Genomic DNA, 20,328 nt, shown 5'->3' with positions numbered 1-20,328 from the left:
TTTCGAGAGTTAGACCGCGTACTCCGCTTCCCGAATCTGGGCGTACCGGCGGTCGCGCAGGCCGAACTTCGCCCACTTGTAGCTGCCCAACAGCTTCGCGCCCGTCAGACCGTTGGTGAGCACGTCCCGGTTGTTGTAGAAGCCGTCCTCGGGGAGCACGGCGTCGACGAGCCGGAAGATGCGGTCCCAGTCGGCGGGCGTGTTGTCGGCCACGATGTCGCCCATCGCGACGTTGCGCCGGAGCTCGTCGCCGACGGCGTGGTGCCACTCGTTGTTGTACGCGCGCAGCGTGCCGCGGGCCGCGAGGCGACCGGCGATTGCCCCCGTCCGGACGGCGACGTGGTCGCCGCCCTCGTGGAAGGCGCTCGTCGTCCCCATCGCACCGCCGGCGACGGCGATGTTGGCGGCCGTCGGCGACTCGATCGGCCGCGTCGAGGAGATCGGATACGTCTCGGTGCCGTTGGTCTTGCCCCGGTCCTCGACGATGGGGAAGTCGTCGAGCTCGTAGTCGGGATACACGTGCTCAAGCAGCCGCTCGATGTACGTGCCGCCCTGCGGGACGCGGTCGTCCTCGGAGGAAAGCAAGGGATAGCTGTCGCGCTCGCGCACGTCCTCGATATCCATCCCGATGGGCATCGTCAGCCCGACGCGGGCGACCTGGCCGTCGTTCGGGAACACCCACGGGTAGGCGGTGTGGCCCGGCATGTGCCCCCACCAGAACTTGATGCGGTCCGTTTCGAGCAGTTCCTCGGGAATCTCCCGGTACTCCTGGTAGGCGATGTGGTTGGCGCGCTGGGTCGCCATCTTGTCGAACTCGCCGCCCGGCAGCAGGGGGTCGAGCACCTGCCCGGTGATGGTGCGCTGTGGCCCGTCCGCGAGGACGAGATACCGCGTCGTGTACTCCGAGCCGTCACGGAGGGTGACGGTGTGGGAGGGCGTGCCCGTCAGGTGGGTGTCCACCTCGCGGACGCCGTTGCCGACCCGGTACTCCGCGCCGGCGGTTTCGGCGCGCTCGCGGAGCCAGTCGTCGAACCGGGCGCGGTGCATCGTGAACCCGAAGTTGGGGTAGTCGCTGTCGATGCCGGTCGAGTTGAGCGCGACCGATTCGTTGGGCGAGATGAAGTCCGCCCCCGACAGCTCGCGGTGTTTGACGTGGTCGGGAATCGGCTCGTCCAGTCCCATGAGTTCGACCCAGTAGTCGAGGATGCCGGCGGCGTCCGTCGAGTCGGGACCGAGCTGCTCGCGGTCGGCGCGGGGCACCCCTTTCTCGACGACGAGCGCGCTCGCGCCCTCGCTGGCGGCGGCGTGGCCGGCAGCGGAGCCGGCCGGGCCACCGCCGACGATGACGACGTCGTAGTCCATACACGCAGACAGTCGCAGGGCGGCTTAAATCGCCTGCATCCGCACCTCGCACCACAGTTATCCCGCCGGCCCGAGAGGGGCGAGTATGGCAGACCCAGTGCGTGTCGAACGCGACGGAGCCGTCGGCCGACTCGTCTTCGACCGGCCGGACGCGAACAACGCGATGGACGCCGCGAGCGCCGACGCGCTTCACGAGGGCGCAGTCGAGCTTGCGACCGACGACGACGTGCGCTGTCTCGTCGTGACGGGCGTCGGCGGCGTCTTCAACACCGGCGCGGACCTGACGACGCTGGCGGGTGACGAGCGCGACGAGCCGGCCATCAAGTCGCTGGCCGCGACGCTCCACGACTTCGTAGATGCGCTCGCGCGTGCGCCGAAGCCGGTCGTCTGTGGCGTCAACGGCGTCGTCGCCGGCGGCGGTATCGGTACGGCGCTCGTGGGCGATATCGTCATCATGTCCACGAGCGCGCGGTTCCAGTTCGCGTATCCGGCTATCGGGCTGTCGGCCGACGGCGGCTCGTCGTACTTCCTCCCGCGGCTCGTCGGGCTTCGCGACGCCCAGCGCATCGCGCTCCGGAACGAGCCGGTCGGGGCCAAGGAAGCCGAGGAGCTCGGGCTCGTCACGGAGACGGTGCCCGACAGCGAGTTCGACGAGCGGCTCGAAACAGAGGCGGAGACGCTCGCCGCCGGGCCGACACAGGCGTACGCCGAGACGAAGGAGCTGCTCCGGACGAGTTTCGACCACGGGCTTGGCGAGCAGTTGGGTCGCGAGGCCGACCGCATCGCCGGCCTGACCGCGACCGACGACTACGAGAGGGGGTACGAGGCGTTCTTCGGCTCGGAGAGCGCGTCGTTCAGCGGGGAGTAGACCGAAACCGCTTACCGGGTCGTCGCTCTTTTTTGCGGTGTGCCAGAGCGCGTCGAGACGTACGAGACCGACGGTGTCGACTTCGGGTGGGTGATGCAGGTCACCTTCGTTACAACGATTGTCGTCGGCGCACCGGTCGTCGCGCTCGCCTCGCTGTTCTTTACGCTCTCGTCGTGGGGCGCGTGGGCGGAGTTCGCGATTCGCGTCGGCGCGCTCGTCTGGTTCGTGACGGCGACGTGCGTCTACGTGTACGCGCGCCGCCACGTGGACGAGTAGGCTACGCGTCCAGCCACTCCTCGACGTACGCGAACTCGACGCCCGCCCGGTCGGCGGTCACCTCGTCGCGCTCCCCGTCACCGACGAAGGTGACCGTCTCCGGGTCGACGCCGAGTCGCTCGATGGCCACGCGGAGCGGTTCGGGGTCGGGCTTTTCCGTCGTGACGGAATCGCGCCCGACGACGACGGGGGCGTACTCGGTGAGTCCGTGCGCGTCGAGCGCGATTTCGCAGGCGCGTTGGCTGTTGAGCGAACAGACCGCTACCGGGGCGTCCCGCGCGAGCAGGTCCGCGCAGGCGAGTCGCTCGCTCGCGCGGGCTCCCTCGCGCTCGTGGCCGGCGATAATCTCCTCGATGGCGTCGAGGTGGCCCGTCTCGCGAGCGTGTTCGTACACGTCCCACAGCGTCTCGTACGCGAACGAGACGCCGCGCTCGTCCAGCAGCGCGACGCAGTCGTCCGTGACGGCAGCCCAGTCGACGGCGAGGTCGACGACCGTGCCGTCGAGGTCGTAGACGACCGCCATCACTCCAGCATCTCGCGGGCGATGACCGTGCGCTGAATCTGTGAGGTGCCCTCGTAGATGGTGGTGATTTTGGCGTCCCGGTAGAACCGCTCGACCGGGAAGTCGGTCGTGTAGCCGTAGCCGCCGTGAATCTGGACGGCCTCGTTGGCCACGTCGACGGCCGTCTCGCTGGCGCGCAGCTTCGCCATCGAGGCGGCCTCGGCCGGTGGGTCGCCGTCGTCCAGTCCCCGGGCGGCGTCGCGGGTGAGCAGCCGGGCGGCCTGCGTGTCGGTGCGCATCTGCGCGAGCTTGTGGCGAATCGACTGGATGTCGGCGATGGGCCCGTCGAACTGCTCGCGGTCCTGTGCGTACGACTGCGCGGCGTCGAGGGCCGCCTGTGCAACGCCGACCGCCTGTGCGGCGATGCCGACGCGCCCGCCGGTCAGAATCGAGAGCGCGGCCGACAGCCCGCGGCCCTCCTCGGTGAGTCGGTACTCCGCGGGGATGCGCGCACCGTCGAAGGAGAGGGTCGTCGTGTCCGACGCGCGAAGCCCGAGCTTCTCCTCCTTCTTCCCGACGGAGACCCCGTCGGTCGACTTGGGGACGACGAACTGCGTCACGGTCTGGGGGTCGTCGCGGTCGGTCTTCGCGAAGAGAATCACCACCTCGCCGCGCTCCCCGTTCGTAATCCACTGCTTCTCGCCGTCGATGACGTACTCGTCACCCTCACGGCGGGCCTGCGTGCTCATGTCGGCGGGGTTCGAGCCGGCGTGTGGCTCCGAGAGGGCGAAACAGCCGACGGGACGGCCGTCGGCCATCTCGGGGAGAAACCGCTCCTTCTGCGTCTCGTCGCCGAACGTCGCGAGACAGGAGGTGGCGAGACAGTGGACGGAGAGGGCGGTCGCGACCGCCAACTGTCCGTGGGCCAGTTCCTCGTTCACGACGGCGTAGGTGAGACCGTCAACGTCGAGTCCGCCGTACTCCTCGGGGACGGTGAGCGCGGTCAGGTCGATGTCGGCGAGCCCGTCCCACACGTCCTCGGGGAAGGTCTCGGTCTCGTCGGCCTCCGCTGCGGTGGGGCGCACCTCCTCGCGGGCGAACTCCCGGACGGTGTCGCGGACGGCGCGCTGTTCCGTGGTGAGGTCCATACCCGTGCTTGTCGCGTGCTCGCAAAAGTTGCCCGTTCGACGCGACCGGCCTACTCGTCGGAGAGTTGGACGTTGAGCCGCTCCTCGATGGCCTCGATGAGCGACCCGGGGATGTTCGCGCGATTCGCTCGGCCCTGTTCGACCGCGAGCACGTCGGCTTCGGTGACGCCGAGTTCGCCCGCGAGCTCGCCCGTCTGGAGACCGGCCTCCTGTCGGGCGTCGGCCATCACGTCGCCGTAGTCGCTCACCAGATACGGGAGCGGGTCGTCCTCGTAGTCGGTGCCCTGCTCCCAGCGGGAGGAGTCGACGGCGTTGGCGTCCGCGATGCGAGCGGCGTTTTGGGCGGCCTTGCGCCGGCGGTCCGTCGTGTCGTCGCCGGGGCTGGCCTCGTCGCGGCCCTCCGTGTCGCGTTCTGTCTTCCCGCCCTGTTCTCCGTGTTGTGAACAGTCGCTACAGACCTGCAGGCGCGCGCCAGCGACGGTCTCGTCCGTGAGCGAGACGCCCTCTTTCCCGCAGAGTTCACAGCTGTCGGCGTCGTCGGAGCCGACACCACCCGTCGAGTACTTCGCCATACCGTCCAATAACTCACAGCGACTACTTCAATCGCTCGTCCCCCAGCCGGGGAGAATCGCTTTCCTTTTGTATGCCACCGCAGTACGCTGGAATGCACACAGCGTGCGTGGGTAGCCAAGCCAGGCCAACGGCGCAGCGTTGAGGGCGCTGTCCTGTAGAGGTCCGCCGGTTCAAATCCGGTCCCACGCACTGCCCGGTGGCCCTCGCCACCACAGTGCGGGTGCTCGTCGCAGAGACAGCACCCACGCATCATCCTACCGACGCAACGTCCGCGAGCGACGGTGCTGTCCTGCGGTCGTGACGGCTCGAAGCTCGCAGCGGCGGCTCACTCCCCGAACAGCGTCTCCCGACAGCCGTCGAGGAACTCAGTGAGGTCGCTCCCCACGTCGAGCCCGACCGAGAAGCCGAACGTCGGGTCGTCGTCGGCCGGCAGCGTCAACACGAGCAGGTCCTCGAAGTAGTGGACGGAGCCGCGCAGCTTCCCGTGGCCGGTGAGTCCGCCCTTGTTCGCGAGGTTGCTCTCGGCGCGGTACAGCTCCTGGAGCCGGCGCGCGCGGTCGCGGGCACCGTCCTCGTTGATGCCATCGCGCCGGTAGAGGAACTTCATCGCTCCCTCGCGGTACTCCAGACACGTGCGCAGTTCGGCTCCCGATTCCGTCGCCAGCTTCTCCAGTAGCTCCCCCCGGTTTGGCATACCGGAACGACGAGACCAGCCGGTATAATCTTCCGTGCTGGCGGGCTGACACCACCCGACGAGAGCGCCACGGCTTTTGTCACTCGGCTCCGACCGTCGGGTATGCAGAGCGTCGTCCGCGGTCGAGTCCGAGAGTGGACTGCACTGCTCAGCGTCGTCTCGCTCGCGCTCGTCTTCGGGGCCGCGCTGGGCGTGATTCCCCGAGCGCTGCTGCCGGTCGCGCCCGACGCCGTCTTCGACGCGATTCCACACGTGAACGCGGTGCTCTCGACGCTCGCTATCGTGACCATCGTCGCCGGCGTGGCGGCCTCCCGTCGCGGCGACTACGAGCGCCACCGTCGGCTCATGGTGGCGTCGTTGCTCCTGTTTGCGGGCTTTCTCGTCCTGTATCTGTACAAGGTGACGGTACAGGGGCCGGCTTCGTTCCCCGGACCGGCCGCCGTCGAACAGTACCTGTATCTCCCGCTGCTCGCGGTCCATATCCTGCTCGCCGTGGTCTGCGTGCCGCTGTTGTACTACGTGTTTCTGCTTGCCGCGACGCGCCCGATTTCGGCGGTGTTCGACACCAGACACAAGCAGGTCGCGCGCGTCGCCGCCGCGCTGTGGGTCGTCTCCTTCGTCCTCGGGAACGTCGTCTACGTGCTCCTGTACATCGTCTACTGACGTTGGCAGGTGACGACGGTGGACGTATACCCGTCTGTGGCGTAGCCACGTGACATGAGTCTCGACGCCGAAGCAGAGCAAGAAACAGTCGCCGGTCTCCACAAAGCCCCGCGGACGAACGTGACGCAAAATCAGGGGAAGTTCCGGACCCACTTCAACTTCCCCGGCCGGAACCCCCCCGACCACGAGGACCACGGCTACGGGCCGCTCTCGACGGTCGTGGAGTCGTTCATGGACCCGGACACGCTCATCGGAATGCATCCACACCGGAACGAGGACATCATCTCGTGGGTGCCGGCGGGCGTGATGCGCCACGACGACGGTGACGACAACGTGCTCGTCACCGACAGCGACCACCTGATGGTGATGAACGCCGGCCGCGAGTTCTGGCACGAGGAGCGCACCAACCCCGAGGACCCGCCGCTGCGGATGCTCCAGATTTTCGTCCGCCCGCACACCCTGAACATGGAGCCGAACATCCAACACGAGCCGATTCCCGACCCCGTGGAAAACGAGTGGCGACACCTGTTCGGACCGGAGGGGACCGACGCGCCGCTGTTCGTCCGCAACGAAATCGACCTCTACGACGTGCGCGTCGGCGAGGGCGCGACGGTCGAGATTCCGACCGCCGAGGGCCGTGACACCTACTTCTACGTGTTCGAGGGTGAACTCGACGCGGGCGGCGAGACGTTCACCGAGGCCGAGACCGGACTCTACACCGCTGGTGAACCACTCTCGGCGACCGCACGCGAGGAGAGTATCGTCGTCGCGTTCACCATCGACCCCGACGCCGAAGTGACGCGTCAGGGCACCATCGGTCGGTAGGATTCTTCAGCCGCGCCGGCGAAGGCGGCGTATGGCAGGCATCGTCTTCTTCCGGACGACCGGACGCGAGCGGCTCGTCGAGTGGTATCGCAATCGCGTCGACGCGTCGGTGTGGCTCGAACAGCCCGGCTGTACGATTCTCAGCCACGACGGCTTCCGGTTCGGCTTCTGTGACGCCGACGAGACCGAGACGGAAGGTATCCTCACCTTCGTCTACGAGACGCGCGCGGCGGTCGAGACGATGCACGACCGGCTGGGCGAGACGGTCCGCGAGGAGCCACACTACAACGACCAGTACGACATCTACCAGTTCTTCGCCGCCGACCCCGACGGGCGCACGGTCGAAATTCAGACGTTCGAACACGAAACGCCCGATAGCTGAATCGGAGGGTTTGGCCGACCAAAACAGTCTGCGTTCTGAGAGAAAGTTTGGCCGTCCAAAGAAAAGCGGCTTTAGAGCGCCCTAAACGCACGTAGACACGAGTTTTAGGCTTGCCAAACAAGACATATTTATTACACTTGAGGGCGTACTTGTGGCTGTATGAGTGCTGAAAGCCTCGAACGACGGACGCGGAACTACCTGCAGAGCAACGTGCCACAGATTCAGGACCACGGCGGTCACTTCGAAGTCGAAGACGTGGACGAGGAGGCCGGCGAGGTCACCGTCGCCATCGGCGGTGCCTGTTCCGGCTGTGGCATCGCACCGATGACGATGAAGGCCATCCGCGAGCGGCTCCCGGACCACATCAGCGACATCGAGACCGTGAACGTGCGCCGGACCAGCGGGCCGCGCGCGGCGGTCATGCCGGACAAGACCGAGGAGATGGAGGAGATGGAGGAGTACACCGACTACTCGCCGCCGTTTTGAGCCGGCTCCTCGAGTAGCGTCGCCGCGAGTCGTCGTGCGACGGTGGGGCTGACGGCACCCGCCATCTCCATCGCTTCCTGTTCGTAGTCGGGTAGTTCGAGCACGTCCCGAAAGAACCACGAGAGCGTGACGTACGTCTCGTGGAGCTGTCGTGCTCGGTCGTGTCCGGCGTCGGTCAACGCCGCACCCTCGTAGGGTTCATACTCGATGAGTCCCGTCTCCGCGAGGTCGTGAAACGCCTCGCTCACGGTGCCGGCGGTCCGGTCGGTTCGCTCCGCGACGGTTCCCGACGAGACGGGAGCCGACTGCTCGTGTTCCGCGATGTAGAGCGCCACCAGATACAGCGACCGGCTCATGGCCGGGTCCGTGGGAAGGTGAGTGCTCGAAGGGCGCACATACACGCCCTTCTTTTCGGCATGCCTAAAACGTTCTGCGCGGCGGTCAGTCGTCGGCGAGCGCGGCTCCGATGTTCGGCCGCTCCACGTCGCGGTCCGTCGGCTCGCCGTCGATGTCGTACGGGTACTCGCCGGTGACGCAGCCGAGACAGAGGTCCACGTCGCTGGCATCGAGCGCGGCGGCGACGGCGTCAATCGAGAGATACGAGAGCGAGTCCGCGCCGATTTCGTCGCGAATCTCCTCGGTGGAGCGGTCCGCCGCGATGAGTTCCTCGCGGGTCGCCATGTCGATACCCATGTAGCAGGGAGCGATGATGGCCGGCGCGCCGACACGGAAGTTCACCGCCTCGGCTCCAACGTCCCGCAGCAGTTCGACCAACTGCCGGGAGGTGGTTCCGCGGACGATGGAGTCGTCGATGACGGTGACCGTCTTCCCCTCGACCACGTCGCGAATCGGGTTCAGCTTCAGCCGAACCGCCCGCTCGCGGGCGTCCTGTGTCGGCATGATGAACGTGCGCCCGACGTAGCGGTTCTTCATCAGCCCCTCGGCGAACTCGACGCCCGCGCCGTCGTCCTGTGCGGCCTCGGCGTAGCCCGACGCGAACGCCCGCCCCGAGTCGGGGACCGGCATCACCACGTCCGAGTCGACGCCCGACTCCTCCCAGAGCTTCCGGCCGAGTTCGCGGCGCACGTCGTACACGAGCTGGCCGTCGATGCGCGAATCCGGGCGCGCGAAGTAGACGTGTTCGAAGAAACAGTGGGCGGTCTGGTCCTGCTGGACGAGCTGATACGACTCGAAGCCGGCCCCGTCGTCGTCGAGGACGACGAGTTCGCCCGGGCGCACGTCGCGCACGAGTTCGCCGTCGAGCACGTCGATGGCCGCCGACTCGCTCGCGAGGATGTAGCCGTCGTCGAGTTTCCCGATACACAGCGGGCGATTCCCTTCGGGGTCGCGCACCCCGAGCACGGTGTCGTCGTGGGTGATCGTCAGCGCGTAGGAGCCGTGAATCCGCTCCATCGTTCGCTTGACGGCGCGCACGAGATCGGCTTCGAGGAGGTTCCGCGCGAGGTCGTGGGCGATGACCTCGGTGTCGCCGTCGGAGGTGAAGGCGTGGCCCTCGCCCGCGAGTTCGTCGCGAATCTCCCCGGCGTTGACGAGATTGCCGTTGTGTGATAAGCCGAGCGAGCCGGATTTGAACGAGACGGAGAACGGTTGCGCACAGGAGGTGTCGACGCTCCCAGCCGTGGGATACCGGACGTGACCGATGCCGACGCTGCCCGCCAGCCCCTCGATGTCCGACTCCTCGAAGGCGTCCCCGACGAGCCCCATCTCGACGTGGTCGTGTTGCTGGAACCCGTCGTGGGTGACGATGCCGGCCGACTCCTGTCCGCGATGCTGGAGCGCGTACAGTGCATAGTAGAGAGGGCGTGCTGCGGCGCGGTCGGCGAGCGATACGCCGACGACGCCACACTTCTCGCGCGGCCCTGAGAGCTCCCGCGTCATTACCCGAGTGTTCCGGCGACAGGACAAAAGTACCGTGGTTGTGCGTAGCCTCGCCGCTACATTCCGAGTGAGTATGCACGAATATGAATTGTATCGTGTGACCGGGTGGCTTGATTTGTGCCCACCACAGTCGGGGCTACCGGTTCAAGAGCGTCCGGCGAAAACGGGGTCGCTATCAGTCCAGCACGACGAGCGCGTCGCCCTGATTCACGGACTGGCCGTCCTCGACGGCGACCTCGGTGACGGTGCCGCCGAACTCCGCGACCACGTCGTTTTCCATCTTCATCGCTTCGAGCACGAGCAGCACGTCGCCGGCAGCCACGTCGTCGCCCTCCTCGACCTCGATGTCGATGACGGTCCCCTGCATCTCCGCGGTGACGACCTCGCCGTCGGCGGAGACGCTCGGCTCCTCGCGGGCGGAGCCGTCGTCGGAGCCACCGGACCCGCCCGAGTCACCGCCCGCCGGAGCCGGTCGCGAGGCAGTCTGTGTCGGAACTCCCTCCTCTTCGAGGTCGACGTCGAAGCGCTTGCCGTTCACCTCGATGGTGAACTCGCGGGTGACGGTTTCGCTCTCCTCGTCGTCGCCCGCGCTCGTCTCGGTGCCGTACTTCGTCTGGTACTCGTCGAAGACGGAGCGGTCGATTTCGTCGTCGAGGTACTTCGTGGTGTGCGTGCTGGCGACGAACTTCGCGTCGTCGAGCATCGCGAGGTGGAACGGGACGATGGTGACGATGCCTTCGAGGTCGTACTCGCGGAGCGCGCGCTTCGAGCGGGCGATACACTCTGTTCTGTCCTCGCCGTGGACGATGAGCTTCGCGACCATCGAGTCGTAGTCGGTGACGAGGTCGTCACCCTGCCGGAGTGCGTCGTCCATCCGGACGCCGATGCCACCCGGCGGGTCGTACACGTCGAGCGAGCCGCCCTGTGCGGGCGCGAAGTCGTCGGTCGCGTCCTCGGCGTTGATGCGGAACTCCATCGCGTGGCCCTCCAGTTCGACGGACTCCTGTGAGAAGCTAATCTCCTCGCCGTCGGCGACCCGCAGTTGCCACTTCACGATGTCGATGCCCGTCAGCTCCTCCGTGACGGTGTGTTCGACCTGAATCCGGGTGTTCACTTCGAGGAAGTAGAAGCCGGTGTCGGGACCGAGCACCTCGCCGGCCTCGCGGTCGGGGTCCTCCTCGACGAGGAACTCGACGGTGCCGGCGTTGACGTAGTCGGAGTCGGCGACGCCCCGGCGCGCGGCCTCGCCGATCTGCTCGCGAAGCTCGTCCGAGAGGGCGGCGGACGGGCCTTCCTCGATGACCTTCTGGTGTCTTCGCTGCAGGGAGCAGTCGCGCTCGCCGAGATGCCGGACGTTGCCGTGCTCGTCGGCGAGCACCTGCACCTCGATGTGGCGCGGATTCTCGAGGTAGCGTTCGAGGTAGACGGAGTCGTTGTCGAAGTACGCCTCGCCCTCGCGCTTGGCGGATTCGAGTTGGTCGGCTGCCTCGTCGGCGCTGTGGACGACTTTCATCCCGCGGCCGCCACCGCCACCTTCGGCCTTGATAGCGACGGGGTAGCCGTACTCGTCGCCGAAGTCGGTGACCTCCGCCGGCTCGGTGACCGGGTCGGTCGTCCCGGGGACGATCGGCACGTCGGCGGCGTCCATCAGCTGGCGAGCCTTCGTCTTCTCGCCCAACTGCTCCATCGAGTCGGCGTCGGGACCGACCCAGGTGACGCCCTCGGTGTCCTGCACCGTGCCGGCGAACTCGGCGTTCTCGGCGAGGAAGCCGTAGCCGGGGTGGATGGCGTCGGCTCCCGCCTTCTTCGCGGCCTCGATGACCGCCTCGTGGTCGAGATACGAGTCGGCCGCGCGGGCGGGTCCAACGTTGTACGCTTCGTCGGCAAACCGGACGTGGCCGCTGTGTTTGTCGGCATCGCTGTACACTGCGACCGTCTCGATACCGAGGTCTTCGCAGGCGCGCATCACGCGCACCGCGATCTCGCCCCGGTTCGCGACGAGTACCTTCTCGAACATGCACGGGGATGCCCCCGGAGTCCACCTTACTCTGTCGGTCCCTCGTGTCGATGGACAACATTTACCATAGACCGAGGAGGCTACTCTGGTATGCATCTCGATTTGGACACCTTCGGCGACACGGTCCACGGCGGGAACGTCGCCCGGATGTACGACAAGACGGCGGCCGTCCGCGGTGACGCCCCCGCGCTCGAATCCCACGGCGAGGAAGTGACACACGAGGAGCTACAGGCCGTCAGCAGCGCCTTCGCCGGTGGGCTTCGCGAGTTGGGCGTCGAGGAGACCGAGCCCGTCATGCTGTATCTCCCCAACTGCCCGCAGTACGTCATCGCGTCGCTGGGCTGTTTCCGGGCCGGCTCGCCGGTCTCGCCCGTCAATCCGCAGTACCGCTCGCGAGAGCTCGTCCACCAGCTCACCGACACTGACGCCGCGGCGGTCATCACCCACGTCGCCCTCCGCGAGCATCTCGGCGAGGCCATCGACGATATCGACGGCGACCCCGCCGTTATCACCGTGGGCGACCGGGAGGCGATGCCCGAGGGCGACACCCACTTCGACGACGTGCGCGGGGAGCCGACCACCGTCGACCTGGACGGTGACGCCATCGCCTCGATGCCGTACACCTCCGGCACGACCGGCCAGCCGAAGGGGGTCCGGCTCACCCACGACAACATCCGCGCACAACTGCTCACCAACATTGCCGTCCGGTCCGACGACCTCACTCCAGATGAGGAGAACAGCCTCGTCTGGCTGCCGCTGTACCACATCACCGGCTTCGTCCACACGGCGCTCCAGCCGCTCGCTCGCGGGGGAACGCTGTACATCCGAAGTGCAGCCAACTGGGACGCCAAGGAGGCGATGGCCACCATCGAGCGAGAGAAGATTTCCTCGTTCATCGGCGTCACCGCCATGTACGCCGACATGGTCGACGACGACAGCTTCGGCGACTACGACCTCTCCTCGCTCGTCACCGCCTCGGAAGGGGGCGCGAAGCTGACGGGTGCAGTGCAGGACGCCTTCGAGGAAACCGCCGGCGTCGCCATCAAGGAGGGGTACGGGCTGACTGAGACCACCGGGTCGACCCACACGCAGGTCGGCTCGCTCTACGGGCCGCGTCACGGCACCGTCGGCCAACCGGCGCGCCACACCGACTGTCGCATCGTCGACTCCAACGGCGACGAGGTGCCGCTGGGCGAGACGGGCGAGATTCTCGTCCGCGGGCCGCAGGTGATGGACGGCTACCACAACCGCCCGAAGGCGAACGAGCAGGCGTTCACCGACGCCGGCTTCTTCCGCACCGGCGACATCGGCCGCCGCGACGAGGAGGGGTACTACGAAATCGTCGACAGGAAGAAACACGTCATCGTGACGGCCGGCTACAACGTCTACCCGAGCGAGGTGGAGAATCTGCTCGCGGAACACGAATCCGTCCGGGAGGCGGCCGTCGTCGGAATTCCGCACGAACGCCGCAACGAGACGGTGAAGGCGTTCGTCGTCCCGGCGAACGGCGACCCGGGGAATCCGGGCGTGACGGCCGACGAGATACAGCAGTTCTCGCTCGACAACATCGCGCCGTACAAACATCCCCGCGAGGTGGAGTTCGTCGCCGAACTCCCCCGAACCGCGTCGGGAAAGATCCAGAAGTACAAGCTGACCGACGAGTAGCGACGAGTCGTTACAGCTCGAAGGCGGCCCGCAAGTCCGCGGCGCTCTTCTCGATGGCGTCGTGGCCCGCCGCCAGATTCGCCTGTCCGGCGAGCATCGTGTAGAAGCCGTGAATCATCTCCGGATAGTGGTGGTGTTCGACGGCGACGCCGGCGTCTTCGAGCGTCTCGGCGTAGGCGATGCCCTCGTCGCGAATCGGGTCGAAGCCGGCCGTGATGACGGTCGCCGGCGGGAGGTCGGCGTGGGAATCGGCGTGCAGCGGGTGGGCGTACGGGTCGTCGTCGTCGGCGGTGTGGAAGTAGCTCTCGCCGAACCACTCCATGTCCGGTTCGGTCAGGTAATACCCCTCCTTGTTCTGCTCGCGAGACTCCCAGTCGGTTGTCTGCGTGACCGAGGGGTAGACGAGCAGTTGGTAGTCGATGTCGGGGCCGTCCTCGTCGCGGGCGCGGAGCGTGGCGGCGGCCGCGAGATTCCCGCCCGCGCTGTCGCCGGCCACGGCGAGTCGGCCGTCGCCGCCGACCGCGTCCGCGTTGGCGGCGACCCATTCGAGCACGGCGTAGCTGTCCTCGAAGGCCGCCGGATACGGGTGTTCGGGCGCGCGCCGGTAGTGGGTCGCGACGACGACACACCCCGACTCGCGGGCGAGATGCCGGCAGACGAGGTCGTGGCTCTCCAAGTCGCCGATGACCCAGCCGCCGCCGTGGAAGTACGCGACCGTCGGGACCGGACCCTCGGTCTCGGGACTGTAGATGCGAATCTCGATGTCGCCGTCGGGTCCCGGGACGGTACGATTTTCGACGCTCGCGAGGTCGGGCCCGTCGGCGTCGGCCCGCATCCGCGCCGACACCTCCCGGGCCACGTCGGCGTCGCCGTACTTCGCGAGCGGCTGTGTGTCGGCCGCCTCGACGGCCGCGAGAATCTGCTGTACGTCGGGGTGTGGCTCGTCTGCGCGCATACGGGCTGTGGTGTGACACGTCACATCAATCTGTCGTCACCCCACCGCGTCGGGACAATACCTATGCCCGCGGCTACACAGACGTAGCTATGCCAACACGAACTGCGACCTACGACTACATCATCGTCGGCGCCGGCTCCGCGGGCTGTCTGCTCGCGAACCGCCTCTCGGCCGACCCGGAGACGACCGTCCTGCTGCTCGAAGCCGGTGGGCCAGACGACGACCGGAACATCCGGATTCCCGCCGGCTTCTCGGACCTGTTCAAGAGCGAGTACGACTGGGATTACACGACGACGCCACAGTCGGAGCTGCACGACCGCGAACTCTACTGGCCCCGCGGCCGGACGCTCGGCGGGTCGAGTTCCATCAACGCGATGATATACATCCGCGGCCACCCCGACGACTACGACGGGTGGGCCGCCGAGGGGAACGACGGCTGGAGCTACGAGGAGTTCCTCCCGTACTTCAAGCACGGAGAACACGCCGACAGCGACCGGCTCGACGTGGCGTACCACGGCACCGAGGGCGAACTCAACGTCACGGACGTGCGCTCGCCCCGGCCACTCTCGGAGGCGTTCGTCCAGTCTGCTATCGAGGCGGGCTACGAGCACAACCCCGATTTCAACGGGAGCCAGCAGGTCGGCGTCGGCCAGTACCACGTCACGCAGAAGGACGGTGAACGCCACAGCTCCGCCGACGCCTATCTGAAGCCAGTGCTCGACCGGCCGAACCTGACGGCCACGACCGAGGCGCAGGTGAGCCGCGTCCGGTTCGACGGCACGCAGGCGACTGGCGTGGAGTACCACCACGACGGCCGCCGGCTCGTCGCCGACGCCAGCGAGGAGGTCGTGCTCTCGGCCGGGGCCATCGACAGCCCGAAGCTGCTGATGTTGTCGGGTGTCGGGCCGGCCGACCACCTCACCGACCACGGTATCGAGGTCGTCCACGACTCGCCGGGCGTCGGGCAGAATCTGCAGGACCACCTCTTCGCGCCGACCACCTTCGAGACATCGACGACGGATACGCTCGAAAACGCCGAACGGCTCCGTAACGTCGCGAAGTGGTTCCTCCTCAAGCGCGGGCCGCTCACCTCGAACGTCGCGGAGGCGGGCGGGTTCATCCACACCGACCTCGCCGACGGGAAGCCGGACGTGCAGTTCCACTTCGGGCCGGGCTACTTCTTCGACCACGGCTTCGCAGAGCCGCCGGTCGACAACGCCTTCGCGCTCGCCGCGACGCAGGTGAACCCCGAGAGCCGCGGGGAAATCCGGCTCGCCTCCCCGAGCGCGTTCACAGCCCCCGAGATTGACCCCAATTATCTGGCCACGGAACGCGACCGCGAGACGCTGGTCGCCGGGATTCGCGCGGTTCGCGACATCGTCTCGGACGGACCGCTCGCCGAGTTGAGCGAGCGCGAACTCACCCCCGGTCCCGACGCCCAGACCGACGAGGAGATTCTGGAGTCGATTCGCGAACACGCCCACACGGTCTACCACCCGGTCGGCACCTGCAAGATGGGCGACGACAGCATGGCCGTCGTAGACGATGAACTCACCGTCCACGGGGTCGAAGGGCTGCGCGTCGTCGACGCGAGCGTGATGCCGACGCTGACGAGCGGGAACACGAACGCGCCGACGTACGCGATTGCGGAGAAGGCGGCCGACCTGATTGGCACTTAGAGCCGGTCGTCGCGTCCGGCTGCAGTCCACGCGTCCGTGGGCGTACCGTCGGTCGGTCGGAGCGCGCGCCCGGAGACGGACTCGGTTCGGGCGGCGAACGCCCACCGCTTGCCGTCCCACGTCTCGACCGATTCGGCTTCCTCGCTCTCCTCGGCGGCGAGGTGCGCGGAGACGGCCGCGACGATGGCGGCGGCCTCCTCCTCGTCTGCCGACTCGGGGACGAACTCTGGGTTCACAGCGGGATGTTGCCGTGTTTGCGGTCGGGGTTCGATTTGCGCTTGCCGGACAGCATCTCCAGGTCGGCGATGAGCCGGCGGCGCGTCTCCTCGGGTTCGAGCACGTCGTCCACGAAGCCGCGTTCGGCGGCCGTGTACGGGTTCGCGAACGCGTCGCGGTACTCGTCGATGAGCTGTTGGCGGCGCGCCTCCACGTCGGTCGCGTCCTCCAGTTCCTCGCGATAGAGGATGTTGACCGCGCCCTGTGGTCCCATCACGGCGATTTCGGCCGTCGGCCACGCGTAGTTCACGTCGGCCTCCAGATGCTTCGAGGCCATCACGTCGTAGGCCCCGCCGTACGCCTTCCGCGTGATGACGGTCATCAGTGGGACGGTCGCCTCCGAGAACGCGTACAGCAGCTTCGCGCCGTGTTTGATGATGCCGCCGTGCTCCTGGTCCTTGCCGGGCATGAAGCCGGGCACGTCCACGAGCGTCACGATGGGGATGTTGAACGCGTCACAGAAGCGAACGAACCGCGCGCCCTTCTGGGACGACTGGATGTCGAGCGTGCCGGCGTTGAATCGCGGCTGGTTCGCGACGATGCCGACCGAGCGACCGTCGAGGCGGGCGAAGCCGGTGACGAGGTTCCGGGCGTACGCCTCCGCCACCTCGAAGAAGCTCCCCTCGTCCATCGTCCCCTCGATGACGTCCACGATGTCGTACGGCTTCTGTGGCTCGTCGGGGACGATACCCGTCACGTCGGCGTCGCGGTCCGGGTCGTCCCACGGCTCGACGCGCGGCGGATTCTCCATGTTGTTCTGCGGGAGATACGAGAGAAGCCGCTGGAGTGTGTCCAGTCCGGCCTCCTCGTCGACGGCGGCGAAGTCCGCGACCCCCGACTCCGAGGTGTGGACCCCCGCGCCGCCGAGCTCCTCGAAGGTGACCTCCTCGCCCGTGACCGTCTCGATGACGTCCGGGCCGGTAATCATCATGTGGCTCGTCTCCTCGACCATCAGGATGAAGTCGGTGATTGCGGGCGAGTAGACAGCACCGCCGGCACACGGTCCCATGATGGCAGACAGTTGGGGGACGACGCCCGAGGCCTTCTGGTTGCGGTGGAAGATGTCGGCGTAGCCGGCGAGCGAGTCGATTCCCTCCTGAATCCGCGCGCCGGCGGAGTCGTTCAGGCCGACGATGGGTGCGCCCGTCTCGATGGCGCGGTCCATCACCTTACACACCTTCTGGGCGAACACCTCGCCGAGCGAGCCGCCAAACACCGTGAAGTCGTGCGCGAAGACGAACACCTTCCGGCCGTCCACGTCGCCGTAGCCGGTGACGACACCGTCGCCCGGAATCTTCGTCTCGTCCATGTCGAAGTTGGTCGAGCGGTGCTCTCTGAGCATATCGAACTCCTGGAAGGTGCCGTCGTCGAGGAAGTACTCGACGCGCTCGCGCGCGGTGAGCTTCCCTTTCTCGTGTTGGCGGTCGATACGCTCTTGACCGCCGCCTTTGCGGGCTTCCTCCTTGCGCTCTCGGAGCTCGTCCCGCTTGTCCTCCATTGTCATTGTCCGTGGTGTGAGGGGAGGCGAAAAAGGGTTTCCGGCACCGAGAGGCGAGGCTCCTGTAAGCTATTTGGCGCGCGCGCCCCTACGTTGGGGTATGAGTGCACAGCGGCAACTCCCGCCGATTATCGACTTCGGTTCGGTGCTCGACCGCGTCGAGAACCGGACGGACGACGCCGACGCTCACGGCTACATCGACGAGATCCGCGAGGGACTCGACGAACTGGCCGCACGCGACCCGGACAGCCGCGAGACGCAGATTCAGGAGTTAGAGCATCTCATCGACTCGCTGTTGATGTACGTCGACGACGACGCCGAGATGTGGGCCAAGACGATTCAAAACCGGTTCGCGAACTACAGACACGCACGGAGGGAGTCGTCGCGCACCCTCCACGTCGCGAACGGGCGACTCGAACGAGACGGCGAGACGGCGGACGTTGAAACCACCGGCGAGGCCACGCTCCACGGCCAACTCATCAACAACGGCGAGCGCTCGGACGCGATGATATCGCTCGCCTTCTACGACGAGTACGACCGCGCCATCTGGAAGGTGGAGTCCCGCGAGTTCGAGGTCGGTCCCGGCGAGAAGCGCGACCTCGAGTTGAACGTCTACATTCCCGAAGGGGCGAGCTACTACGCCATCGCGGCGCTCGAACCGGCCGACCCCGCGACCGTCGCCGACGAGGCACCAACCCCGGGAAAGGACAACGTCGGTGAAGACACCTCCTACGTCGACTTCTCTTAGGGCGTCACGACGAACTTTCCGAGCACCGAGTCGGTGAGCACGTCGCGGTGTGCATCGTCGATGTCGTCGAGCGCGTACTCGCGTGCGACGACCGGCTCGAGATCATTCCGCGCCACCATGCCGGCGAGTCGCGACAGGACGGCGCTCGTGTCCGGCGTGTTGAACATCGACATCGCCTGGAGTCGGATATCCTTCCCTTTGCCCGGTCCCATCGGGAACGCGACCGTCGGCTCCGTGTTGCCGATAGCGACGATGCGGCCACCGTCGGCGAGCACCTCGGCGTCGGTCTCGATGGTGCGGTCGACCACGGTTCCGAGGACGAGCGACGGCTCACACACCTCGGCGAGGGCACTCGCGAGGTCGCTGCGGGCGTAGTCCAGCGCCGTCGCCGCGCCGAGTCGCTCCACCTCGTCGTGGTACCGTGGCTTCGCCGTCGCCGTCACGTCTGCGCCCATCGCGCGGGCCAACTGCACGGCGACGTGGCCGACTCCGCCGTTTGCCCCGTGGACGAGCACCTCGTCGCCAGGGGTGATGTCGCCGTGGTGGACGAACGCCTGCCACGCGGTCGTGCCGACGAGCGCGAGCGCCGCGGCCTCTGCGTCGCCGACGCCGTCCGGAAGCGGCGCGGCGAGGTCGGTCGGCACGGCGGCGTACTCCGCACACGCGCCCGGCGTGGTGCGTCCGAGTCCGGTCGCGTAGACCCGCTGGCCGGTCTCGAAGTCGGTCACGTCGCTCCCGACCGCGACCACCTCGCCGGCGGCGTCGGAGCCGGGAATCCACGGCAGTTCCGGAACCGGGTAGCTCCCTTCCCGGAAGTAGGTGTCGACGGGATTGATGCCGGCGGCCGTGACCCGGACGAGGAGTTCGTCCGCGGCGGGTTCTGGTCGCTCGACGTCCTCAACGGTGAGCCGTTCGGGACCTCCGTGCTCGTGATAGCGTGCGGCGCGCATGGCCCCCCTTCGACCGACCGGGGCAAAAGCGTTCGTCGGCGTGTCAGCGAGTACGTATAGATGTTTCTGCAACTCGAAACCAGTTTCCGGTGTATTCCGCTGCGAGCGGTCCCGAAGCCCTCGATTTCTCCGACACCCATTTACGTCTCTGGACGTGGTCACTGGTAAGATGCGGCTCATCGCACATCGCGGATTCGCTGCGACCGCCCCTGAAAACACGATTTCGGCCATCGAACGTGCGAGCCGCCGGGCAGACGAGGTCACTATCGACGTTCGCCGGTGTGATTCCGGCGAACTCGTCGCCATCCACGACCCCACCGTCGACCGCGTCACCGACGGCACGGGAGCGGTGTGTCGCCACACCCTCTCGGAGCTACAGTCGTTGACCGTCCTCGGCGAGGAGCAGATTCCGACGCTCGACGCCGCGCTGCAGGCCGTCCCGCCGTCGGTCGGCGTCACGCTCGACCTCCACGAAATCGGGCTGGCCCACGACGCGCTCCGGCTCGCCGACCGCGCCGACGTACACGTCACCGTCTCCTCCGGTATCGCCCACGAACTCGAAGGGTGTCGTGGCATCGCGCCCGAGGTGCCCCGCGCCTACCGGTTCGACGGCGACGCCGAGGTCGGCCTGGAGTTCGCCCGCGAAACCGACTGCGCGTATCTGAATCCCACCGTCGAGACGTGTGACGGGTGGCTCGTCGCCACCGCCCACAACGAGGGCTTCTGTGTCAACGCGTGGGGCGTCGGCTGTCAGGACGACGCCGCCGCGCTCGAATCGTGGGGCGTCGACGGCGTCGTCGCCGACCATCCACGGATTATGCCGCAGGCCCGCCTGTAAGTGGGGTCCACGCGGCCGGAGGGC

22 protein-coding genes and 1 tRNA gene are annotated in these 20,328 nt (G+C 67.2%); 11 read left to right on the top strand and 12 right to left on the bottom strand.

The features are described from left to right. Nucleotides 1-9: 9 nt before the first annotated feature. Nucleotides 10-1,362, bottom strand: a complete 1,353-nt coding sequence (locus DM818_RS10400; protein ID WP_075936800.1) for an NAD(P)/FAD-dependent oxidoreductase — start codon at nucleotides 1,360-1,362, stop codon at nucleotides 10-12. A gap of 85 nt (nucleotides 1,363-1,447) precedes the next feature. On the opposite strand from DM818_RS10400, the gene DM818_RS10395 reads away from it, so the two are divergent. After that, nucleotides 1,448-2,230 (top strand): enoyl-CoA hydratase/isomerase family protein, encoded by a 783-nt coding sequence (locus tag DM818_RS10395; protein ID WP_123124257.1) that lies wholly within the window; start codon nucleotides 1,448-1,450, stop codon nucleotides 2,228-2,230. A 39-nt stretch (nucleotides 2,231-2,269) separates the two neighbouring features. Beyond that, nucleotides 2,270-2,506 carry a DUF5822 domain-containing protein gene (locus DM818_RS10390; RefSeq protein WP_075936802.1) on the top strand — a complete coding sequence of 79 codons (237 nt, stop codon included), beginning with the start codon at nucleotides 2,270-2,272 and terminating at the stop codon, nucleotides 2,504-2,506. A gap of 1 nt (nucleotide 2,507) precedes the next feature. On the opposite strand, the gene DM818_RS10385 is transcribed toward DM818_RS10390, so the two are convergent. The 3 genes from DM818_RS10385 to DM818_RS10375 are packed head-to-tail and all read right to left on the bottom strand — an operon-like array spanning nucleotide 2,508 to nucleotide 4,728. Then, entirely contained in the window at nucleotides 2,508-3,029 is a 522-nt protein-coding gene (locus DM818_RS10385; protein ID WP_123124258.1) for an HAD family hydrolase, read from the bottom strand. After that, nucleotides 3,029-4,156 (bottom strand): acyl-CoA dehydrogenase family protein, encoded by a 1,128-nt coding sequence (locus DM818_RS10380; RefSeq protein WP_123124259.1) that lies wholly within the window; start codon nucleotides 4,154-4,156, stop codon nucleotides 3,029-3,031. The genes DM818_RS10385 and DM818_RS10380 overlap by 1 nt, the downstream gene beginning before the upstream one ends. Before the next feature lie 50 nt (nucleotides 4,157-4,206). Then, nucleotides 4,207-4,728, bottom strand: a complete 522-nt coding sequence (locus DM818_RS10375; RefSeq protein WP_075936805.1) for a helix-turn-helix domain-containing protein — start codon at nucleotides 4,726-4,728, stop codon at nucleotides 4,207-4,209. A gap of 105 nt (nucleotides 4,729-4,833) precedes the next feature. Between DM818_RS10375 and DM818_RS10370 the strand changes: the two genes are divergently transcribed. Beyond that, nucleotides 4,834-4,918: transfer RNA gene (locus DM818_RS10370), tRNA-Leu, on the top strand. A 136-nt stretch (nucleotides 4,919-5,054) separates the two neighbouring features. Here the strand turns inward: DM818_RS10370 and DM818_RS10365 are convergent. Then, complete coding sequence (locus tag DM818_RS10365; RefSeq protein ID WP_123124260.1) at nucleotides 5,055-5,423, bottom strand: hypothetical protein; 369 nt, start codon at nucleotides 5,421-5,423, stop codon at nucleotides 5,055-5,057. 102 nt (nucleotides 5,424-5,525) lie between these two features. On the opposite strand from DM818_RS10365, the gene DM818_RS10360 reads away from it, so the two are divergent. The 4 genes from DM818_RS10360 to DM818_RS10345 all read left to right on the top strand — a co-directional run bounded on the left by DM818_RS10360 (nucleotide 5,526) and on the right by DM818_RS10345 (nucleotide 7,779). Beyond that, complete coding sequence (locus DM818_RS10360; RefSeq protein WP_075936807.1) at nucleotides 5,526-6,086, top strand: DUF420 domain-containing protein; 561 nt, start codon at nucleotides 5,526-5,528, stop codon at nucleotides 6,084-6,086. 54 nt (nucleotides 6,087-6,140) lie between these two features. Beyond that, the gene (locus DM818_RS10355) at nucleotides 6,141-6,911 is read left to right on the top strand and encodes a pirin family protein (protein WP_075936808.1); all 771 of its coding nucleotides are present in this window, start codon (nucleotides 6,141-6,143) and stop codon (nucleotides 6,909-6,911) included. Between the two features lie 31 nt (nucleotides 6,912-6,942). After that, nucleotides 6,943-7,293, top strand: a complete 351-nt coding sequence (locus DM818_RS10350; protein WP_075936809.1) for a glyoxalase — start codon at nucleotides 6,943-6,945, stop codon at nucleotides 7,291-7,293. A gap of 159 nt (nucleotides 7,294-7,452) precedes the next feature. Further along, nucleotides 7,453-7,779 (top strand): NifU family protein, encoded by a 327-nt coding sequence (locus DM818_RS10345; RefSeq protein WP_075936810.1) that lies wholly within the window; start codon nucleotides 7,453-7,455, stop codon nucleotides 7,777-7,779. Here DM818_RS10345 and DM818_RS10340 read toward each other — a convergent pair. The 3 genes from DM818_RS10340 to DM818_RS10330 form a co-directional block, all read right to left on the bottom strand. Then, nucleotides 7,761-8,135, bottom strand: coding sequence for a metal-dependent transcriptional regulator (locus DM818_RS10340; protein WP_075936811.1), 375 nt, complete (start codon nucleotides 8,133-8,135; stop codon nucleotides 7,761-7,763). The two genes, DM818_RS10345 and DM818_RS10340, sit on opposite strands and share 19 nt — an antisense overlap. Nucleotides 8,136-8,220: 85 nt before the next feature. Then, on the bottom strand, nucleotides 8,221-9,678 hold the full coding sequence (purF, locus tag DM818_RS10335) for an amidophosphoribosyltransferase (RefSeq protein WP_075936812.1): 1,458 nt from the start codon (nucleotides 9,676-9,678) through the stop codon (nucleotides 8,221-8,223). A 175-nt stretch (nucleotides 9,679-9,853) separates the two neighbouring features. Continuing rightward, on the bottom strand, nucleotides 9,854-11,695 hold the full coding sequence (locus DM818_RS10330) for an acetyl-CoA carboxylase biotin carboxylase subunit (protein ID WP_075936813.1): 1,842 nt from the start codon (nucleotides 11,693-11,695) through the stop codon (nucleotides 9,854-9,856). Nucleotides 11,696-11,785: 90 nt separating this feature from the next. Between DM818_RS10330 and DM818_RS10325 the strand changes: the two genes are divergently transcribed. Beyond that, complete coding sequence (locus DM818_RS10325) at nucleotides 11,786-13,360, top strand: class I adenylate-forming enzyme family protein (protein ID WP_075936814.1); 1,575 nt, start codon at nucleotides 11,786-11,788, stop codon at nucleotides 13,358-13,360. A gap of 10 nt (nucleotides 13,361-13,370) precedes the next feature. Here the strand turns inward: DM818_RS10325 and DM818_RS10320 are convergent, their stop codons facing one another. Continuing rightward, complete coding sequence (locus DM818_RS10320) at nucleotides 13,371-14,315, bottom strand: alpha/beta hydrolase (protein ID WP_123124261.1); 945 nt, start codon at nucleotides 14,313-14,315, stop codon at nucleotides 13,371-13,373. Nucleotides 14,316-14,404: 89 nt separating this feature from the next. On the opposite strand from DM818_RS10320, the gene DM818_RS10315 reads away from it, so the two are divergent. After that, nucleotides 14,405-15,994 (top strand): GMC family oxidoreductase, encoded by a 1,590-nt coding sequence (locus DM818_RS10315; RefSeq protein ID WP_123124262.1) that lies wholly within the window; start codon nucleotides 14,405-14,407, stop codon nucleotides 15,992-15,994. Here the strand turns inward: DM818_RS10315 and DM818_RS10310 are convergent. Both DM818_RS10310 and DM818_RS10305 read right to left on the bottom strand, forming a co-directional pair. Then, nucleotides 15,991-16,230 carry an acc operon protein gene (locus tag DM818_RS10310; protein ID WP_075936817.1) on the bottom strand — a complete coding sequence of 80 codons (240 nt, stop codon included), beginning with the start codon at nucleotides 16,228-16,230 and terminating at the stop codon, nucleotides 15,991-15,993. The two genes, DM818_RS10315 and DM818_RS10310, sit on opposite strands and share 4 nt — an antisense overlap. After that, nucleotides 16,227-17,774, bottom strand: a complete 1,548-nt coding sequence (locus DM818_RS10305; RefSeq protein WP_075936818.1) for an acyl-CoA carboxylase subunit beta — start codon at nucleotides 17,772-17,774, stop codon at nucleotides 16,227-16,229. The genes DM818_RS10310 and DM818_RS10305 overlap by 4 nt, the downstream gene beginning before the upstream one ends. A 94-nt stretch (nucleotides 17,775-17,868) precedes the next feature. Here DM818_RS10305 and DM818_RS10300 point away from each other — a divergent pair, with 94 nt between their 5' ends. After that, nucleotides 17,869-18,516, top strand: a complete 648-nt coding sequence (locus tag DM818_RS10300) for a hypothetical protein (RefSeq protein WP_075936819.1) — start codon at nucleotides 17,869-17,871, stop codon at nucleotides 18,514-18,516. Here the strand turns inward: DM818_RS10300 and DM818_RS10295 are convergent. Next, nucleotides 18,513-19,466 (bottom strand): quinone oxidoreductase family protein, encoded by a 954-nt coding sequence (locus DM818_RS10295; protein WP_075936820.1) that lies wholly within the window; start codon nucleotides 19,464-19,466, stop codon nucleotides 18,513-18,515. The genes DM818_RS10300 and DM818_RS10295 overlap by 4 nt on opposite strands. Before the next feature lie 169 nt (nucleotides 19,467-19,635). Here DM818_RS10295 and DM818_RS10290 point away from each other — a divergent pair, with 169 nt between their 5' ends. Further along, a complete protein-coding gene (locus DM818_RS10290) occupies nucleotides 19,636-20,304 on the top strand; it encodes a glycerophosphodiester phosphodiesterase (protein WP_075936821.1) in 669 nt (222 codons plus the stop codon). Nucleotides 20,305-20,328 lie beyond the last annotated feature (24 nt).

The organism is Halosegnis longus (assembly GCF_009663395.1).
GTDB classification, from domain to species: Archaea; Halobacteriota; Halobacteria; order Halobacteriales; family Haloarculaceae; genus Halosegnis; species Halosegnis longus.
The sequence above is the reverse complement of the archived record's forward strand: the minus strand, read 5'-3'. Positions and strand labels throughout refer to the sequence as shown.

What these genes read in the sequence shown, in the direction of transcription:
- DM818_RS10400 (WP_075936800.1), bottom strand. Translation starts at nt 1,362, where the DNA reads ATGGACTACGACGTCGTCATCGTCGGCGGTGGCCCGGCCGGCTCCGCT.
- DM818_RS10395 (WP_123124257.1), top strand. Translation starts at nt 1,448, where the DNA reads ATGGCAGACCCAGTGCGTGTCGAACGCGACGGAGCCGTCGGCCGACTC.
- DM818_RS10385 (WP_123124258.1), bottom strand. Translation starts at nt 3,029, where the DNA reads ATGGCGGTCGTCTACGACCTCGACGGCACGGTCGTCGACCTCGCCGTC.
- DM818_RS10380 (WP_123124259.1), bottom strand. Translation starts at nt 4,156, where the DNA reads ATGGACCTCACCACGGAACAGCGCGCCGTCCGCGACACCGTCCGGGAG.
- DM818_RS10375 (WP_075936805.1), bottom strand. Translation starts at nt 4,728, where the DNA reads ATGGCGAAGTACTCGACGGGTGGTGTCGGCTCCGACGACGCCGACAGC.
- DM818_RS10365 (WP_123124260.1), bottom strand. Translation starts at nt 5,423, where the DNA reads ATGCCAAACCGGGGGGAGCTACTGGAGAAGCTGGCGACGGAATCGGGA.
- DM818_RS10360 (WP_075936807.1), top strand. Translation starts at nt 5,526, where the DNA reads ATGCAGAGCGTCGTCCGCGGTCGAGTCCGAGAGTGGACTGCACTGCTC.
- DM818_RS10355 (WP_075936808.1), top strand. Translation starts at nt 6,141, where the DNA reads ATGAGTCTCGACGCCGAAGCAGAGCAAGAAACAGTCGCCGGTCTCCAC.
- DM818_RS10350 (WP_075936809.1), top strand. Translation starts at nt 6,943, where the DNA reads ATGGCAGGCATCGTCTTCTTCCGGACGACCGGACGCGAGCGGCTCGTC.
- DM818_RS10345 (WP_075936810.1), top strand. Translation starts at nt 7,453, where the DNA reads ATGAGTGCTGAAAGCCTCGAACGACGGACGCGGAACTACCTGCAGAGC.
- DM818_RS10340 (WP_075936811.1), bottom strand. Translation starts at nt 8,135, where the DNA reads ATGAGCCGGTCGCTGTATCTGGTGGCGCTCTACATCGCGGAACACGAG.
- purF (WP_075936812.1), bottom strand. Translation starts at nt 9,678, where the DNA reads ATGACGCGGGAGCTCTCAGGGCCGCGCGAGAAGTGTGGCGTCGTCGGC.
- DM818_RS10330 (WP_075936813.1), bottom strand. Translation starts at nt 11,695, where the DNA reads ATGTTCGAGAAGGTACTCGTCGCGAACCGGGGCGAGATCGCGGTGCGC.
- DM818_RS10325 (WP_075936814.1), top strand. Translation starts at nt 11,786, where the DNA reads ATGCATCTCGATTTGGACACCTTCGGCGACACGGTCCACGGCGGGAAC.
- DM818_RS10320 (WP_123124261.1), bottom strand. Translation starts at nt 14,315, where the DNA reads ATGCGCGCAGACGAGCCACACCCCGACGTACAGCAGATTCTCGCGGCC.
- DM818_RS10315 (WP_123124262.1), top strand. Translation starts at nt 14,405, where the DNA reads ATGCCAACACGAACTGCGACCTACGACTACATCATCGTCGGCGCCGGC.
- DM818_RS10305 (WP_075936818.1), bottom strand. Translation starts at nt 17,774, where the DNA reads ATGACAATGGAGGACAAGCGGGACGAGCTCCGAGAGCGCAAGGAGGAA.
- DM818_RS10300 (WP_075936819.1), top strand. Translation starts at nt 17,869, where the DNA reads ATGAGTGCACAGCGGCAACTCCCGCCGATTATCGACTTCGGTTCGGTG.
- DM818_RS10295 (WP_075936820.1), bottom strand. Translation starts at nt 19,466, where the DNA reads ATGCGCGCCGCACGCTATCACGAGCACGGAGGTCCCGAACGGCTCACC.
- DM818_RS10290 (WP_075936821.1), top strand. Translation starts at nt 19,636, where the DNA reads ATGCGGCTCATCGCACATCGCGGATTCGCTGCGACCGCCCCTGAAAAC.